This is a genomic window from Devosia sp. P2_G7 (genome assembly GCF_056403495.1).
This window is the reverse complement of the sequence record NZ_JBFUFI010000007.1, coordinates 194,207-209,393: the sequence shown is the minus strand read 5'-3', so window position 1 is coordinate 209,393 and position 15,187 is coordinate 194,207. Positions and strand designations below refer to the sequence as shown.

Annotated in this window: 12 protein-coding genes and 1 pseudogene; 4 read left to right on the top strand and 9 right to left on the bottom strand. The window is 66.7% G+C overall.

Annotated elements, in window-relative coordinates; all coding sequences use genetic code 11:
- Positions 1-36 precede the first annotated feature (36 nt).
- From AC1DWU_RS13700 to AC1DWU_RS13690, 3 genes are all read right to left on the bottom strand, one after another.
- Complete coding sequence (locus AC1DWU_RS13700) at positions 37-1,011, bottom strand: bifunctional riboflavin kinase/FAD synthetase (RefSeq protein ID WP_477150541.1); 975 nt, start codon at positions 1,009-1,011, stop codon at positions 37-39.
- A gap of 146 nt (positions 1,012-1,157) precedes the next feature.
- Positions 1,158-2,012, bottom strand: a complete 855-nt coding sequence (locus tag AC1DWU_RS13695) for a TIGR01459 family HAD-type hydrolase (RefSeq protein WP_477150540.1) — start codon at positions 2,010-2,012, stop codon at positions 1,158-1,160.
- A 15-nt stretch (positions 2,013-2,027) separates the two neighbouring features.
- Positions 2,028-3,260, bottom strand: coding sequence for an EAL domain-containing protein (locus AC1DWU_RS13690; RefSeq protein WP_477150539.1), 1,233 nt, complete (start codon positions 3,258-3,260; stop codon positions 2,028-2,030).
- 206 nt (positions 3,261-3,466) lie between these two features.
- Here AC1DWU_RS13690 and AC1DWU_RS13685 point away from each other — a divergent pair, with 206 nt between their 5' ends.
- On the top strand, positions 3,467-4,897 hold the full coding sequence (locus AC1DWU_RS13685) for a sigma-54-dependent transcriptional regulator (RefSeq protein ID WP_477150538.1): 1,431 nt from the start codon (positions 3,467-3,469) through the stop codon (positions 4,895-4,897).
- Positions 4,898-4,903: 6 nt separating this feature from the next.
- Here AC1DWU_RS13685 and AC1DWU_RS13680 read toward each other — a convergent pair whose 3' ends face one another.
- A complete protein-coding gene (locus AC1DWU_RS13680) occupies positions 4,904-5,089 on the bottom strand; it encodes a hypothetical protein (RefSeq protein WP_477150537.1) in 186 nt (61 codons plus the stop codon).
- Positions 5,080-6,231, bottom strand: coding sequence for a glycosyltransferase (locus AC1DWU_RS13675; RefSeq protein WP_477150536.1), 1,152 nt, complete (start codon positions 6,229-6,231; stop codon positions 5,080-5,082). Before AC1DWU_RS13675 ends, AC1DWU_RS13680 begins: the two co-directional genes overlap by 10 nt.
- A gap of 274 nt (positions 6,232-6,505) precedes the next feature.
- Here AC1DWU_RS13675 and AC1DWU_RS13670 point away from each other — a divergent pair, with 274 nt between their 5' ends.
- The 3 genes from AC1DWU_RS13670 to bglA all read left to right on the top strand — a co-directional run bounded on the left by AC1DWU_RS13670 (position 6,506) and on the right by bglA (position 10,360).
- The gene (locus AC1DWU_RS13670) at positions 6,506-6,793 is read left to right on the top strand and encodes a co-chaperone GroES (RefSeq protein ID WP_055884854.1); all 288 of its coding nucleotides are present in this window, start codon (positions 6,506-6,508) and stop codon (positions 6,791-6,793) included.
- Between the two features lie 56 nt (positions 6,794-6,849).
- Positions 6,850-8,490 carry a chaperonin GroEL gene (gene groL, locus AC1DWU_RS13665; RefSeq protein ID WP_477150535.1) on the top strand — a complete coding sequence of 547 codons (1,641 nt, stop codon included), beginning with the start codon at positions 6,850-6,852 and terminating at the stop codon, positions 8,488-8,490.
- Positions 8,491-8,701: 211 nt separating this feature from the next.
- Positions 8,702-10,360 carry a beta-galactosidase BglA gene (gene bglA / locus AC1DWU_RS13660; protein WP_477150605.1) on the top strand — a complete coding sequence of 553 codons (1,659 nt, stop codon included), beginning with the start codon at positions 8,702-8,704 and terminating at the stop codon, positions 10,358-10,360.
- Between the two features lie 330 nt (positions 10,361-10,690).
- Here bglA and AC1DWU_RS13655 read toward each other — a convergent pair.
- The 4 genes and pseudogenes from AC1DWU_RS13655 to AC1DWU_RS13640 form a co-directional block, all read right to left on the bottom strand.
- Positions 10,691-11,239: pseudogene (locus tag AC1DWU_RS13655) on the bottom strand (ATP-binding cassette domain-containing protein); the annotation flags it as partial.
- A gap of 526 nt (positions 11,240-11,765) precedes the next feature.
- The gene (locus AC1DWU_RS13650; RefSeq protein ID WP_477150534.1) at positions 11,766-12,584 is read right to left on the bottom strand and encodes an ABC transporter permease; all 819 of its coding nucleotides are present in this window, start codon (positions 12,582-12,584) and stop codon (positions 11,766-11,768) included.
- Positions 12,581-13,435: an ABC transporter permease subunit gene (locus AC1DWU_RS13645; protein WP_477150533.1), complete on the bottom strand. Its 855-nt coding sequence runs from the start codon at positions 13,433-13,435 to the stop codon at positions 12,581-12,583. Before AC1DWU_RS13645 ends, AC1DWU_RS13650 begins: the two co-directional genes overlap by 4 nt.
- A gap of 89 nt (positions 13,436-13,524) precedes the next feature.
- Positions 13,525-15,144: an ABC transporter permease gene (locus AC1DWU_RS13640; RefSeq protein WP_477150532.1), complete on the bottom strand. Its 1,620-nt coding sequence runs from the start codon at positions 15,142-15,144 to the stop codon at positions 13,525-13,527.
- Positions 15,145-15,187: the final 43 nt, after the last annotated feature.

The window sequence follows — 15,187 nt, the reverse complement described above, 5'->3', positions numbered from 1 at the left end:
TGAGGGTGGGGGTGGCCACAGCCTCGATGCTAGCGCCTAGCGAAAGAACCCGAGCTTCTCGTCCAGCTCCGACACCGGCAGCGTCGCTTGCAGTAGATGCCGTGCCTGGGCGGCGTCGTTGTTCACCGCGGCGATCAGTTCGTCGAGACCTGCGAACTTCACCTGGCCGCGAACACTGCCCAGGAGCGCGACTTCCAGCGTCTGGCCGTAAATGTCCTCGTCGAAATCGAAGATCCAGGTCTCGAACGGTGGCCGCTCGTTGTTGAACATCGGCTTGCCGTAGCTGGCGACGCCATCGAGCAGGCGGTTGCCGAGTTTGGCGCGGACGGCGTAAACGCCCTGCAAGAGGCCGAAGCCGGTGGGGCTCGCGACATTGGCGGTGGGGAAGCCGAGTTCCCTGCCCCGCTGGTCGCCCTTCACCACTTCGCCAGAGAGGAACCAGTGGTAGCCGAGCAGCTGTGCGGCGGCGGCGACATCGCCCTCGCCGAGCAACGCACGGATACGGGAGGACGAGATGTGGTCGTCGCCTTCATCGAGCATGTCGAGGATTTCGACCTCGAAGCCGTGGCGGACGCCCGCATCGCGGAGGAAATCCGGGGTGCCCTGGCGCTTGTAGCCGAAGTGGAAATCGGCGCCGACCGAGACACCGCGCACACCAAGCGCTCCGACGAGGAAGCGGGTGACGAAATCCTCGGCCTCGATGTGCGAGAACTCGAGCGAGAACGGCATCACCACGATGCCGTCGAGCCCGAGCGCCTGGGCGATCTCGGCCTTCTGGTCGGCATAGGTGAGGCGGAACATGAATGGGGCCGGCGCGAAGACGTCGCGCGGGTGAGGCTCGAAAGTGAGCACGAGCGCCGGCACGCCAAGCGCTGCGGCGCGAGCCTTCATTGCCCGGAACACGTGCTGGTGACCGCGATGGCAGCCGTCGAAATTGCCGATCGCGACCATGGCGCCGCGGAGCGACGCCGGAACCTGGTCGAGGCCAGCGAGCCTGATGAAGCCGCTCAAATTCGTACCCGCCCTGAAAGTGATGGCGATATGGCAAGAAACCGGATGGGTTGCAAGGCGGCTAAGGTTGGAGGCTGGTATGCGGGGCGTGGGCCTTCTGCCTTCTCCCCTTGTGGGAGAAGGCATCCCGACTGATGGTCCTGCTGCTACCAGCTCAGCTTCGGCATGAAGCCCGCTACGTTGGCGCCGCTGGGTTCGACGAGCGCGCGGATAGCTGCAGGGTCGGCCTTGCCGAAGGCGTCGAGTTCGGCCGCGTGGATCGAGCCGGTGATGAACAGCAGGTCGAGCCCTGCCCCGGCGGCGCCGATGGCGTCGGTGCGGACCGAGTCGCCGATGGCGAGGATGCGGGAGCGGTCGACCGGCTGGCCGGCTGCTTTCTCCGCGAGGCGCAGCGCTTCGGAGTAGATCGGCTTGTAGGGCTTGCCGACCATGACGATCATGCCGCCGCGGGCCTCGTAGAGATCGGCCAGGGCGCCGCCGCAATAGATGAGCCGGTCGCCGTGTTCCACCACCCGGTCGGGATTGGCGGCGATCAGCGGCAGGTTGCGGCTGAGCCAGAGGGTAATGCGATCGTTGTACATGTCCGGCGTGTCGTCGTCGGTGTCGAGGTCGGTGACGACCACGGCCTTCGCCGACTCCGCGGCGCCGATGGTGATGTCGAGACCCTCGAACAGGCTGTCGTTCTCCTTGGGTGGGCCGACATAGTGGACGGTCTTGCCGCGATAGCCCTCGAGGATCACGCGGGTGGCGTCGCCGGAGGTCACCACGTCGTCATAGGCTTCGTGCGAGACGCCGAAGCCATCCATCATCTCGATGATGGGGCCGGAGGGGCGCGGGGCATTGCTGATGAGGACGACACGGCCTCCGCCACGGCGGTAGTTCACCAACGCCTCAACGGCCGTAGGATGGGCAGCGACGCCGTTGTGCACGACGCCCCAGATGTCGCTCAACACCACATCGTAGCGAGGGGCGATCTCGCTCAGTCCATCAAGTGCCTGCATTGTAGATCCAGTCTGTTAGGCTTGCGCCTCGACGCGGCGCCCGGCATCGCGCGGGCGCTCGACCACAAGGTCGGGTCGCACCGGGCCGGGCCGGCCGATGTGGGGGCCCTGCACCAGGCTGATGCCATCTTCGAACAGGCTGAGCAACTGCTGCTCGTCGATCACCCCGGTGCCGCAGAGCTCGATTTCGAAGCGCTTGGCGTAGGGCGCGATGTCGGCGGTGTGGAAATCGGTGAAGGTCTGCGGCTGGCCGAGGAAGCGGGTGGCATCGAAGCGGACCGAGCCGAAGCCGAGGCCCTCGAGCTCGGCGAAGTCGAAGCGCAACGAGGTGGCATCGGTGAGGACGAACCCGGCGCCGGCCTTCCTGAACTCGTAGAGCGCGCGCTTCTCCGACGGGCCGAGCGGCTTCCATTCGGTCTGGCGGATGGCGAAGTTCAGCGACGAGGTGATGGCCTGGTTGGCGACCAGGGTCGCGGTAACCTGCTCCAGCGCCTTCTTGTCGAGGATGGTGGCACGGCTGAGCGGCAGGAAAAGCCGGATCGGCTGGCCGGCGGTCTTGGCGCGGCGGGCAATGGTGACGGCTTCCTCGAGCGCCATTGCCTCGATACGGCGGATCAGGTCCTCGCCGCCGCGGCGTGGCATGAAATCGGGGGCATCGGCGAGGCCCCCGGCGTCCTGCATCAGGCGCGGCACGAGGTCGTAGCCGAGTGGCTTGCGGGCCGGCAGGATGACGATCGGCTCGATGTGGAACACCAGGCGGTTGGCATCGAGCGCTGCGCGAAGTTCGGCCTCGGGGATCAGCGGATCGAGGAAGATGTCGTCATCAGCCGGCGGCGGCTCCTCGACCAAGGCGCCGCGGACCGAACCGCCATCGGCGCGGCGGGCTTCCTCGAACTCGGCGAGCGCCTCGGCGAGCTGGCGGGTGACGGTGCCGAGCACCGAGATATCGGCTTCGATGCCATCAAGGCGGTTGCCGGCATTGGTGTCGGCGATGGCGTTGACGCGCTGGCTCAGCACTTGCCCGGCCTTGGCGTCAGTGGAGAGCAGGCGCGCCAGGTCCTCGACGGCGCGCTCGAGCCGCGCTTCGGAGCGCTGGCGCAGGCGACGTTCCATCAGCACGACGGCGATGGCGCCGAAGGCCATGGCGGTGACGAAGGCTTCGATGGGCGAAAAGGTCAGCCCGAAATACGCTGCGGCCGCTACGCCGAGCGTGGCCAGCGCGATGAAAATGTAGACGAGGCCTTGCACGTACGCTCAGGCTCCCAGGATGGCCAACACAATTCGACGCATCCCGTCATAGCATCGGGCGCGTGGCGCTGAAAGGCGCGGGAGAGAGGCAGGTGTGGCTAACCACGCGCTTTGGCGCGTTTTCGCACCGATCGCCTGGAACGCTTTATTTACCCAGTTCGTCAACACTCCATTCAGCACAGCCACGTGCCCGAGGACTTGTCGCCATGCCCGCTCCCGGCTTCGGCCAGGAAACTGCCGCCCGCATTCTGCTCGTCGATCGCGACGCGGCGGGTTGCAGCGCATTGATCGAAACGCTGAATGGCTGCCTCGTGGTGGCGCCGGCTATTGCCGAAGCCCGCAACGGACGGCAGGCGGCGGATCGGCTGCGCGCTGAACGCTACGATGTGCTGCTGGTCGACCTGATGAGCCTCGACGACCTGTCGGCGGAAGCCGAGGAGGCGGTGACGCGCCTGGTGCGGCTGTCGCAGGGCGCACTGGTGATCGCGCTGTCGGACGGGGCTTCGGTGAGCGCGACGCTGTCGGCGCTCAGGGCTGGCGCCCATGATCATATTGCGCGGCCGCTCGGCGGGCGCGCCTTTGCAGCGCGGGTGGGCGAGCTGGCGCAGCGGCACGGCAAGACGCACGCGCTGTCGCTCGATCCGCGCGGCGCCGAGCGGACGGGACGCTATGGCGGGTTCGTCGGCGCCTCGACGCAGATGCAGGTGGTGTACGAGCAGATCGAGCGGGTGGCCGACTCAGCCGCTCCGGTGTTCATCACGGGCGAGAGCGGCACCGGCAAGGACCTTTGCGCCGAAGCGCTGCATGAACGCAGCAGCCGTGCACACCGGCGTTTCGTTGCAGTCGATTGCGCGGCTATCCCGCAGGACATGATGGAAGCCGAGCTGTTCGGCGTAGTCGGCGGCGCCATGGCCGGCGCGGACGAGCACAAGGGTGCGGCGGAGCTCGCCGATGGCGGGACGCTGTTCCTCGACGAGATCGGCGAGATCGACCTCAGTCTCCAGGGCAAGCTGATGCGGTTCCTGCAGACCGGCACGATCAGCCGGCTGGGCGAAAGCGGCGTGCGCCGGCTGGACGTAAGGCTGATCTGTGCCACGCATCGCAACCCGATGCAGCTGATCGCCGAGCGCAAGTTCCGCGAGGACCTGTTCTACCGGCTGCACGTTCTGCCGATCCACCTGCCGCCATTGCGACAGCGCGCATCGGATGTCGCCGTGCTGGCGCGACACTTCCTCGACCGCTTCGCGGCCGAGGAGCGCAAGAGCTTCGCCGGCTTCACGACGGAGGCGGCGGCGCAGTTGATGGCCCAGGAGTGGCCGGGCAACGTACGGCAGCTCGAAACGCTGATCCACCGGCTGGTCGTGATGTTCGACGGCGGCGAGATCGACGCCGAGATGCTCGCGCAGGCCGACCTCGACGGGCCGGTAGCCACCCCTCAGCAGCAGCCAGCGCTGTTGCCGCGCCGGCAGACCGTGCTGCCGATGTGGCAACAGGAGCAGCGGATCATCGAGGAAGCGATCGAAAATTTCGGCGGCAACATCGCGCTGGCCGCCCAGGCGCTCGAACTCAGCCCCTCGACGATCTACCGCAAGCGACAAGCGTGGGCGGAACTGGAAGGCAAGAAGGGCGCGGCTTAGCCCGCTTCAAGCCTTCGTCAGCTTGTCCCGGAACTTCTTGGCGGTCGCGAAGGCCTTGTGCTCTTCGCCGAGCGCGGTGCCGGTCTTTGCCACCTTGCCGTCGGCGCCGATCAGTTCCCACGTCCATTTGGTATTGGGGCCGACGCCACCGGTGCGGCGGAGCTTGATTTCGAGTTCTGCGCTTACCGCCATGTGAACACCTTTGTGACAGAGTAGTTGAAGACCACGCTCATCAGCACGCCGAGCAGGCCCGCGAGGTAGAACGAGCCGTCATAGGCATAGATCCAGCTGGCGACGGAGACGTTGGCCAGGGCGCCGATGGAACAGACGGCGTAGAAGGTCAGCATGCCGGTGAGATAGCGCCAGCCGCGCAGCTTCTTGCTGGCGTAGGTCAGCTCGTTGTTGAGCACGAAGTTGAAGGTCATGGCGAGGATGGTCGCGGCTGTCTGCGCCCAGACGAAATTGAAACCCAGCCGCTCGTGTGTCAGCCACAGCGTCCCCATGTGGACGATGACGCCGAAGCCGCCGACGAGACCGAACAGCAGGAAGCTGGTGGGCAACAGGCCGCGGGTGAGCTTCGAAACGATCAGGCCCAGGAACTGGACGACGATGATCGGGCTCATCTTGCTCTCGCCGGCATGGCGCGGGCGGAAGGTATAGGGCACCTCGCCTATCCTGAGCTGCTTGCCATGGAGAGCGTGGAACCGGCCCGCCGAGACGATGATATCGAGCAGAATCTTGAATCCGTCATCGCTGAGCGCAGGGGCCACCTCGTCGAACACCTCGCGGCGCATCAGGAAGAAGCCGCTCATCGGGTCGCTGAGCGTTTCGCCGGTCAACACGTTCGAGAGCTTGGTGGCGAAGCGGCTGCCGGCCTCGCGAGTCTTGGAAAGTCCCTCACCGACGCTGCCCTGGCCGTCATACCGGGTTCCGACGACGATGTGGTCGCCGGCAATGGCCTTCTCCAGCATCTGCGGCAGGATGCGCTCGTCGTGCTGGAGGTCGGCGTCGATGACGGCGAAATACGGCGCAGCACTTGCGAGGATGCCCTCGATGACGGCCGAACTCAGGCCGCGCCGGCCGAGGCGATGGATGCCGCGCACGTTAGGGTGCCGCCGCGCCATGTCTCGTACCAGGTCATGGGTGCCGTCGGGCGAGTTGTCGTCGACGACGATGAACTCGAACGGTATGGAGCCGAGCGCCGCAGTGACCTTCTCGTACAGCAGCGCAATGTTCTCGCGCTCGTTGTAGCTGGGCACGATGACGGCCAGTTGTGGGGCGACCCAGGCTTCCGGGGATTTGCGGGTATGGCTATCGAATTGGACGACGGTCACGTCTGCTCCGGGGTAATTTCAGCCTCAGGTACCGCCAAGCCGGGCGCTTTGCAACTTACCATCGGTCGGGTTTACGGTTTCTGTCCGCACCCAAACGCATCGGCAAGCCTCCTGTTTCATGCGCTTGTCGCATAGTCGCCACATCGCCAGCGTATGGCTGCGCTCGTCCTTGACTCGTTTCGGGGCCCCTCCTATATCCCCAGCCAGCCGTTAGCACTCCTCGATCACGAGTGCTAACAGGTGCGAAATCATTTAGAGGCTGATAGGAGCAAAAATGGCTTTCCGTCCCCTGCACGACCGCGTGGTCGTCCGGCGCGTCGACAGCGAAGAGAAATCGGCTGGCGGCATCATCATCCCCGATACCGCCAAGGAAAAGCCCTCCGAGGGTATCGTCGAGGCCGTCGGCCCCGGCGCCCGTGACGAGAGCGGCAAGGTCGTGGCGCTGGACGTCAAGGCCGGCGACCGAATCCTGTTCGGCAAGTGGAGCGGCACCGAGGTGAAGCTCGACGGCAAGGACCTTCTGATCATGAAGGAATCCGACATCATGGGCGTGATCTCGTAACCAGGCGCTTCGCCGGTTTCGACCACTCCCTTTTCAACTCGTAAGGAGCGCCTCCAATGGCTGCGAAAGACGTAAAGTTCTCCACCGATGCCCGCGACAAGATGGTCCGCGGCGTCAACATCCTCGCCAATGCAGTGAAGGTCACGCTCGGTCCGAAGGGCCGTAACGTCGTGATCGACAAGTCGTTCGGTGCCCCGCGCATCACCAAGGACGGCGTCACCGTCGCCAAGGAAATCGAGCTCGAGGACAAGTTCGAGAACATGGGCGCCCAGATGGTGCGCGCTGTTGCCTCGAAGACCAACGACATTGCCGGTGACGGCACCACCACCGCGACCGTGCTGGCCCAGGCCATCGTCAACGAGGGCGTCAAGCTCGTCGCTGCCGGCATGAACCCGATGGACCTGAAGCGCGGCATCGATCTGGCCGTGCTGGAAGTCGTCGACAACCTCGGCAAGGCCAAGAAGACCATTTCTTCGAACGCCGAAGTCGCGCAGGTCGGCACCATTTCCGCCAACGGCGAAACCGCCATCGGCGAGATGATTGCCAATGCGATGCAGAAGGTCGGCAACGAGGGTGTCATCACCGTCGAGGAAGCCAAGACCGCCGAGACTGAACTCGACGTCGTCGAGGGCATGCAGTTCGACCGCGGGTACCTCTCGCCGTACTTCGTCACCAATGCCGAGAAGATGGTTGCGGTGCTCGAGGATCCGGTGATCCTGCTGCACGAGAAGAAGCTCTCGAACCTGCAGGCCATGCTGCCGATCCTCGAAGCCGTGGTGCAGTCGCAGCGTCCGCTGCTGATCGTTGCCGAGGACATCGAGGGCGAGGCCCTGGCCACGCTCGTCGTCAACCGCCTCCGCGGCGGCCTCAAGGTCGCTGCCGTCAAGGCTCCTGGGTTCGGCGATCGCCGCAAGGCCATGCTCGAAGACATCGCCGTCCTCACCGGCGGCCAGGTGATCTCGGAAGATCTCGGCATCAAGCTCGAGAACGTCACTCTCGACATGCTCGGCACTGCCAAGCGCGTGGAAATCTCCAAGGAGAACACCACGATCGTCGACGGCTCCGGTCAGAAGTCCGACATCGAAGGCCGCGTGGCCCAGATCAAGGCGCAGATCGAAGAGACCACTTCGGACTACGACAAGGAAAAGCTGCAGGAACGTCTGGCCAAGCTCGCCGGCGGTGTTGCGGTGATCAAGGTCGGCGGTTCGACCGAAATCGAGGTCAAGGAGCGCAAGGACCGCGTCGACGACGCGCTGAACGCGACCCGCGCCGCGGTTGAAGAAGGCATCGTGCCGGGCGGCGGCGTCGCGCTGCTGCGCGCTTCGAACGCCATCACTGCCAAGGGTGCGAATTCCGACCAGCAGGCCGGTATTGCTCTCGTCCGTCGCGCTCTCCAGGAGCCGGTCCGTCAGATCGCCAACAATGCTGGCGATGAAGGCTCGGTCGTGGTCGGCAAGATCCTCGAAAGCACCAACCCGAACTTTGGCTACAACGCCCAGACCGGCGAATATGGCGACATGGTTGCCATGGGCGTGGTCGACCCGGTGAAGGTGGTTCGCACCGCCCTGCAGGACGCGGCTTCGGTTGCTTCGCTCCTCATCACCACCGAGGCAATGATCGCCGAAGTGCCGAAGGACGCGGCCCCGGCGATGCCGGGCGGCGGCGGCATGGGCGGCATGGGTGGCATGGACTTCTAAGTCCACGCAACGACATCCGACCTTTTCCCAAAGGTCACGAACGGGAGGGCGGTCCGCATGGGCCGCCCTTTCGTTTTGAGGTTTGCGCAGGGCCGCTGCGCATATCCGCGCGATTGACTCCGCCCCGCGCCCCGCGCCACACGTTGCGCACCCGCCGCCCACCCAGGAGTAACCCATGAGCGTTGTGCCGCCGATGATGGCCGTTCCGCCGATGACGGAGCAGAAGTCCGTGCCCGACCAGCCGCTCGACAAGGATTGGTGGCGTGGGGCGGTGATCTATCAGATCTATCCGCGCTCGTTTCAGGACCATAACGGCGATGGGGTTGGCGACCTGGTGGGGATCACCGAGCGGCTGGACTATGTTGCCGATCTCGGGGTGGATGCGATCTGGCTTAGCCCGTTCTTCACCTCGCCAATGAAGGACTTTGGCTACGACGTCTCCAACTACCGCGATGTCGATCCGATCTTCGGCACGCTCGGGGATTTCGACCGGCTGCTGGAGAAGGCGCATTCGCGCGGGCTGAAGGTGATCATCGACCAGGTGATCTCGCACACCTCGGACAAGCATCCGTGGTTCGCCGAGAGCCGGCAGAACCGGACCAATCCGCGGCACGACTGGTATGTGTGGGCCGATCCGAACCCGGACGGCACGCCGCCCAACAACTGGCTCTCGATCTTCGGCGGCTCGGCCTGGACCTGGGACAGCCGGCGCATGCAGTACTACATGCACAACTTCCTCACCTCGCAGCCGGACCTCAACTTCCACAACGCGGACGTGCAGGACGCGGTGCTCGGCGACATGCGGTTCTGGCTGGAGCGCGGGGTGGATGGGTTCCGGCTCGACACGGTGAACTTCTATTTCGCCTCGCTGGGGCTCGAGTCGAACCCGGTGGTGAAACCGGAGGATTTCAACGCGTCCACCGCACCCGCGGTGAACCCCTACAATTTCCAGGAACACCTCTACGACAAGAGCCGGCCGGAGAACCTCGAGTTCCTCACCCGCATCCGTGCGCTGCTCGACGAGTATCCGGGCCGGACTTCGGTGGGCGAGATCGGGGACAGCCAGCACCAGCTCGAGGTGATGGCGGCGTATACGTCGGGGACCGACAAGCTGCACATGGCCTACACGTTCGACTATCTGGGCGGGGCGTTCGACGCCGGGCATTTCAGGAAGTCGATCGACCTGACCGAGAAGGACGCGCCGGAAGGCTGGATCTGCCTCGCGTTCTCGAACCACGACGTGGTGCGGCATGTGAGCCGGTGGATGAGCCATGGCGACCGCGAGGCCTTCGGCAAGCTGACGGCAACGATGCTGCTGACGATGCGCGGCTCGGTGTGCCTGTACCAGGGCGAGGAACTGGGGCTGACCGAGGCGGAGTTGTCGTTCGAGGACCTGGTGGACCCCTACGGCATCGAGTTCTGGCCGCAGTTCAAGGGCCGCGACGGATGCCGCACGCCGATGGTGTGGCAATCGTCGGCACATCTGGGTGGCTTCTCGACCGCGCCGCGGGCGTGGCTGCCGGTGCCGGGCGATCACCTGCTGAAGGCGCCGGACCTGCAGGAAAAGCAGAACGACTCGCTGCTGCACCACTACCGGGCGACGCTGAAACTCCGGAAGGAGCACAAGGCGCTGGTGAAGGGGACGATCAAGACGCTCGACGCGCCGGAGGGGGTGCTGATGTTCACCCGCACGGCAGATGGCGAGACGTTACTTTGCGCCTTCAACATGACTGGCGGCCCGATCGTCGTCGGCCTGCCCGACGGGCTCGGGGTCAGGGGGATCGACGCTCCCGGCTCCGTCCCCGCTCCCGCCGGCGACGGCGGGCTCGATCTGCCGGCTTTCGGTGGATTTGTCGGGGCTGTCATCTAGCGCGGGAGCCGGTGGCTCTTCGACCGGCGGAGGGGGCTCAGGGGCTGCCGGTGGCGGCTCGGGTACTGACGCCGGCGGCAGCGGCCCGGGATACCGGGCGGCGAGCAACGCCTGCGTCGCGGGATGCTCCGCGGCTTCGGTCAGTTCGGCGGGCTTGCCGCCTTCGACGATATGACCGGCCTCCAGCACCAGGATGCGGTCGGCGATGAGGCGCAGCACGTCGAAGTCGCGGCTGCCGCAGAGCACCGTGAGGCCGTAGTCCGAGCGGACACGGTTGAACAGCACCAGGAACTCGGCCTGCTCGACCGGATCGAGACGGGCGGTCGGCTCGTCGAGGACGATCAGGCTCGGGCGGCTGACCAGAGCACGCGCCAGAGCCAGGCGCTGCAGTTCCATGGCGGTGAACTGACCCGGCAGGCGGTCGAGCACATCGGGCGCAACGCCGACAACGCGCACGGCCTCGACCAGCCGATCGGCCTGCTCGTCGATCAGCAATTGCTCTTCGACCCGCAACGGCTCGGTGAGTGACAGGCCCACCGGCAGGTCCGGATTGAAGGCGGCGTGCGGGTCGGGGAACATGAAGCTGATGCGGGCGCGGGCCTCGTGGGCGAGATCGCTGCCGCGATATGGCGCTCGATCGAACCCCAGCTGGCCGGAGCTGGCGCGCCCGAGCCCCGCGACCAACTGCAGCAGCACCGACTTGCCGGCGCCGGCGCCGCCGAGCAGGCCGACGGCCTCGCCACGGCGGACCGACAAGGTAATGTTGTCGAGGGCGGTGCGCGGCGGCTTGCGGTTCCACAGGCGCGAGGCCGGATCGGAAAAGCGCCTGCTGACGCCGTGTAGTTCGAGCAGCGGCTCGCCGATCGGCGGACGCGCCATGGTGCGGGTACGGGGTTTGCCGGCGCCGATCAGCTCGCGCGCTGCGGCGTGCTGGGGATGCTCCTGCAGGGCAGCAGCCGGGGCGCGCTCGATGAGCTTGCCGTCGCTCAGGATTGCGGTTTCGAGCTCCATGGCGAGCGGCAGGCGGAAATCACGGGTGAGGATCAGCACGGCGATGCCGCGATCGCGGTTGGCGGTGAGCAGTGCGGTCAGCAATTCGCGCTGACCGGCAGGAGTGAGCGCCCTGCCCGGCTCGTCGCAGACGAGCAGCCGCGGGCTGTGATCGAGTTGGCGGGTGAGCTCGGCGGCGTCCGCATCGGGGCCGACGAGGGCGGTGTGAGCAGCCGGCAAGCCGGTGCCTTCGACGACTGCGCCCGAGGGAAGCAGGCCAGCGATCGCAAGTGCAAGCAGGGTCTTGCCGCTGCCAGCGCGGCCGACGATGGCAAGTACGGCGCCGTCGTCGAGAGCGAGGTCGATGCCGGCAAGTGGGCGCCGGCCGGCTACGGTGATGGCGAGGCCGGCGAGCTCAAGCAGCAGCGCCATGGCGCGCTCCCCGCAAACCGCTGGCCGCCAGCATCAGCGCCAGCGCCGTGACGACGGCGACCGCGCCCGGCACGATCATCAGCAAGGGACGGACCATCATGAACTGCTGGGCGTCGCGCAGCATCAGCCCGAGGCTGACGCCGGGCGGCAGCACGCCGAGGCCGGCGAAGGACAGGCTGACCTCGATGAGAATGGCTACCGCCAGCAGTTCGAAGCCTAGGGCACCGAGTTGCGGCAGCAGGCGCGGCAGCACGTGGCGCTGTGCCGCCGCCAGTGGGCGCAGGCCGGCGAGGCGCGCCGCGGCGACGAAATCACGCTGCCACAGCGGGGCCAGCACCTCGCGCGTGATGGCCGCCGCGACGACGACCCCCGGTAGGGCGATAGCGAGGAAAATGGTGAGGTTGGCGGGGGCGGCCAGGCCGGCGAACACCATGCCGATCAAGAGGGCGGGCGGCAGCATGGCGATGGCATGGGCGATGAAGGTGGCGGGGCCGCGCAACAGCGCCAGTGCGGCGCCGATGGGCACGCCGACGAGCAGGCTGACGAGGGTGGCGAACCAGGCGAGCAGGAGCGTTGCGAGCGTTGCGGCCATGAGGACGGATGCGCCGTCGCGGCCGGCGGCGTCGGTGCCGATCCAGTGCACCGCATCGGGCTCGGCGAGTGGTGTCAACAAGGCCGAGCCGTGCGGGGTCCAGGCGAGGGAGACCAGCGCGAGGATCGCGATGACTACCGCCAGCGCCCCACCGAGGACGACGCTCAGATTGACGCCGCGGCGCGCAGCGGGTGCAGCTTCGGCGGTCATTGCCGCACCGCCGGACGAAGTGCGGGATCGACGAGCACGCGCAGCAAAGCGAACAGCAGCATGCCGAAGGCGGCGACGAGGATCAGCAGGAACAGCGCGCCACGCAGCAGCGCGAGGTCGTGCTGCTCGGCGGCGCCGAGGATCTGGCGGCCGAGACCCGGCAGGTAGAACACACTCTCGACCAGCGCCGCGCCGATCAGCAGCGCGCCAAAGGTGCGGCCGAGGATTTCCGGGAACTCGGGCAGCGCTCGGGCGAGCCCGATCTGCCAGGTGGCCTGCCGCTCGGGAACGCCACTGGCGCGGAGGCGGAGGATATCGGCGGGCGGCGTATCAGCGAGATCGCGGCGGACACGCAGCGCCAGCTGGCCGGCATAGGGCAGGCCGAGCGCGAGGGCCGGCAGCAGCAGCGAGGCGAGTGCGCCGGAGATGTTGTTGCCCCAGGGCACGAAACCGCTGGCGGGCAGCAGGCGGAGCAGGCCAGCGAAGACCAGCGCCAGCAACATGCCGAGCCAGAATGGCGGCACGAGCGTGAGGACGGCCGACAGCGCGCGCACCAGGCGATCGACGAGCGTACCGCGATAGCGGCCGGCGGCGAGGCCGAGCCCAATGCCGAATGCCCCGGTGACCAGCAGCGCCAGCAGCACCAGCGGCAAAGTCACTGCAAGGCGTTCGCCGAAGCCGTTAGGGCCGGCGCCGGTGTCACCGATGAAGAGGCCGAGGAACCGCGCCCAGACGGGACGATCGACGCCACCCGCGTCCGGCAAGACGTCGAGGAGCAGGAACAGCACGACGGCCGCACCGACAACTGCCCCGACGAAAACCGCGAGCCGCGTGAGGACGAAATCTCTCATGCCCCGGCGCCCCAAGAACCGATCAAATGAAGGAAAGACCCAACCGGCTAATGCTTAGTCAATGAGAGGTTAATTTCCAATGTATCGCGTCAGCGCCGATCGCTGAAGCGGGTGGAAAGAATGACGGGCACCAGACCCACCAAGACGATCGTCAGCGCCGGAAGCGCCGCTTCGGTGAATAGGCTGACATTGGCGCGGGCGTAGACCACAGTCGCCAGTGTTTCGACGCCGAGCGGACGCAGCAACAGCGTCGCCGGCAGTTCCTTGACGATCTCGACGAAGACCAGCGTCGCCGCCGTCAGCAGAGCGGGCGACAGGGTCGGCAGATCGACGCGCAACAACAGTCGCCAGCCGGTGACGCCGAGCACGCGACCGGCATCGAGCATGGTGTCGCCGCGCTTCTTCATCGCTGCATCGATGGTGGAGTGCGACACCGCGAGGAAACGGATGGCGTAGACATAGAGCAGCGCGGCGATGGAGCCGGAGAGGATCAGGCCGGGGCGCCAATCGGCCAGCGCCATGGTCAGGCGGTTGAACCACAGGTCGGCCTGGCCGAGCGGCTGCAGCAGGCCCAGCGCCAGGACGGTGCCCGGGATGGCGTAGCCGAGGGTGGCGATGCGGATGATGCCGTGGGCGGCGCGCGACTTGCCGATACGGGCGGCGGTGAGGCCGATGATGACGGTGATCAGCGCGCCCAGCGCGGCGAGGGTGATGGTGGTGACGCCGGCGTTGACGGTGAGGCCGAAGGCGTCGGGGCCGAGATTGCGCAGTGCGAGCACCAGCAGCTCGCCCACCGGCACGCCGAAGCCGAGCAGCAGCAGGATGGTGCAGAAGCCGATGGCGAGGGCGCGCTCCGTGCCGACCAGCTGTTCGCGCGGCGGGGCAACGCGGCTGTCGCGATGCAGCGCATAGACGCGGTCGCGGCGGGCCCACTGCTCGAGGAGGATCAGGAGGCCGATGATCAGGACGATCATCACCGCCAGTTGTGCGGCGCCGCCGAAGTTCGAGCGGTTGATCCAGGTGGAGTAGATCACCGCGGTGAGGCTGTTGACGCCGAAATACTGCACGGCGCCGAGGTCGTTCACCACCTCCATCATGGCGAGGGTGATGCCGACGACGAGGGCCGGGCGGCTCAGCGGCAGGGTGACGGAGAAGAAGGCGCGAAAGCCCCCTGCTCCCAGGGTGCGCGCGGCGGCGGAGATGGACCCCGACTGCATGACGAAGAAGGCGCGGCAGGAGGCATAGACATAAGGGTAGAGCACCATCGAGAGGACGAAAGCGGCGCCCGTGGGGCTCTTGATCTGGGGGAACCAGTAATCCTTGATGGTTTCGCCGCCGATGACGGCGCGCAGCGCCTGTTGGATCGGGCCGGTGAAATCGAGGAACTCGACGTAGGAATAAGCCGCCAGATAGGTCGGGATGGCCAGCGGCAGCACCAGCGCCCACTCGAAGATGCGGCGGCCGGGGAAATCGAAATGCGTCACCAGCCAGGCCGAGACGAGGCCGAGGACGCCGGTAATGGCGCCGACCCAGGCCATCAGCGTCGCGGTTTCGCGCAAGGCCGTCGGCAGCATGGCGGCTGCGAGGCCGCCCGCGCCGGTGGTGTCGAGCGCGGCGATGGCCAGCCAGAGGATCGGCAGGCCCATCAGGGCCAGCAGCACAATGGCCGAAACCGGCGGGAGCTTGCCCTCGCCGGTTCCGGATCTCATCGGTGCTGCAGTCGTTCGGCTGATGCTCAGCCTCCGCCTCTGG

Bases quoted from the DNA above. Each gene is read 5' to 3' on its own strand.
- groL (WP_477150535.1), top strand. From the start codon at position 6,850: ATGGCTGCGAAAGACGTAAAGTTCTCCACCGATGCCCGCGACAAGATG.
- AC1DWU_RS13670 (WP_055884854.1), top strand. From the start codon at position 6,506: ATGGCTTTCCGTCCCCTGCACGACCGCGTGGTCGTCCGGCGCGTCGAC.
- AC1DWU_RS13650 (WP_477150534.1), bottom strand. From the start codon at position 12,584: ATGACCGCCGAAGCTGCACCCGCTGCGCGCCGCGGCGTCAATCTGAGC.
- bglA (WP_477150605.1), top strand. From the start codon at position 8,702: ATGACGGAGCAGAAGTCCGTGCCCGACCAGCCGCTCGACAAGGATTGG.
- AC1DWU_RS13680 (WP_477150537.1), bottom strand. From the start codon at position 5,089: ATGGCGGTAAGCGCAGAACTCGAAATCAAGCTCCGCCGCACCGGTGGC.
- AC1DWU_RS13685 (WP_477150538.1), top strand. From the start codon at position 3,467: ATGCCCGCTCCCGGCTTCGGCCAGGAAACTGCCGCCCGCATTCTGCTC.
- AC1DWU_RS13645 (WP_477150533.1), bottom strand. From the start codon at position 13,435: ATGAGAGATTTCGTCCTCACGCGGCTCGCGGTTTTCGTCGGGGCAGTT.
- AC1DWU_RS13695 (WP_477150540.1), bottom strand. From the start codon at position 2,012: ATGCAGGCACTTGATGGACTGAGCGAGATCGCCCCTCGCTACGATGTG.
- AC1DWU_RS13640 (WP_477150532.1), bottom strand. From the start codon at position 15,144: ATGAGATCCGGAACCGGCGAGGGCAAGCTCCCGCCGGTTTCGGCCATT.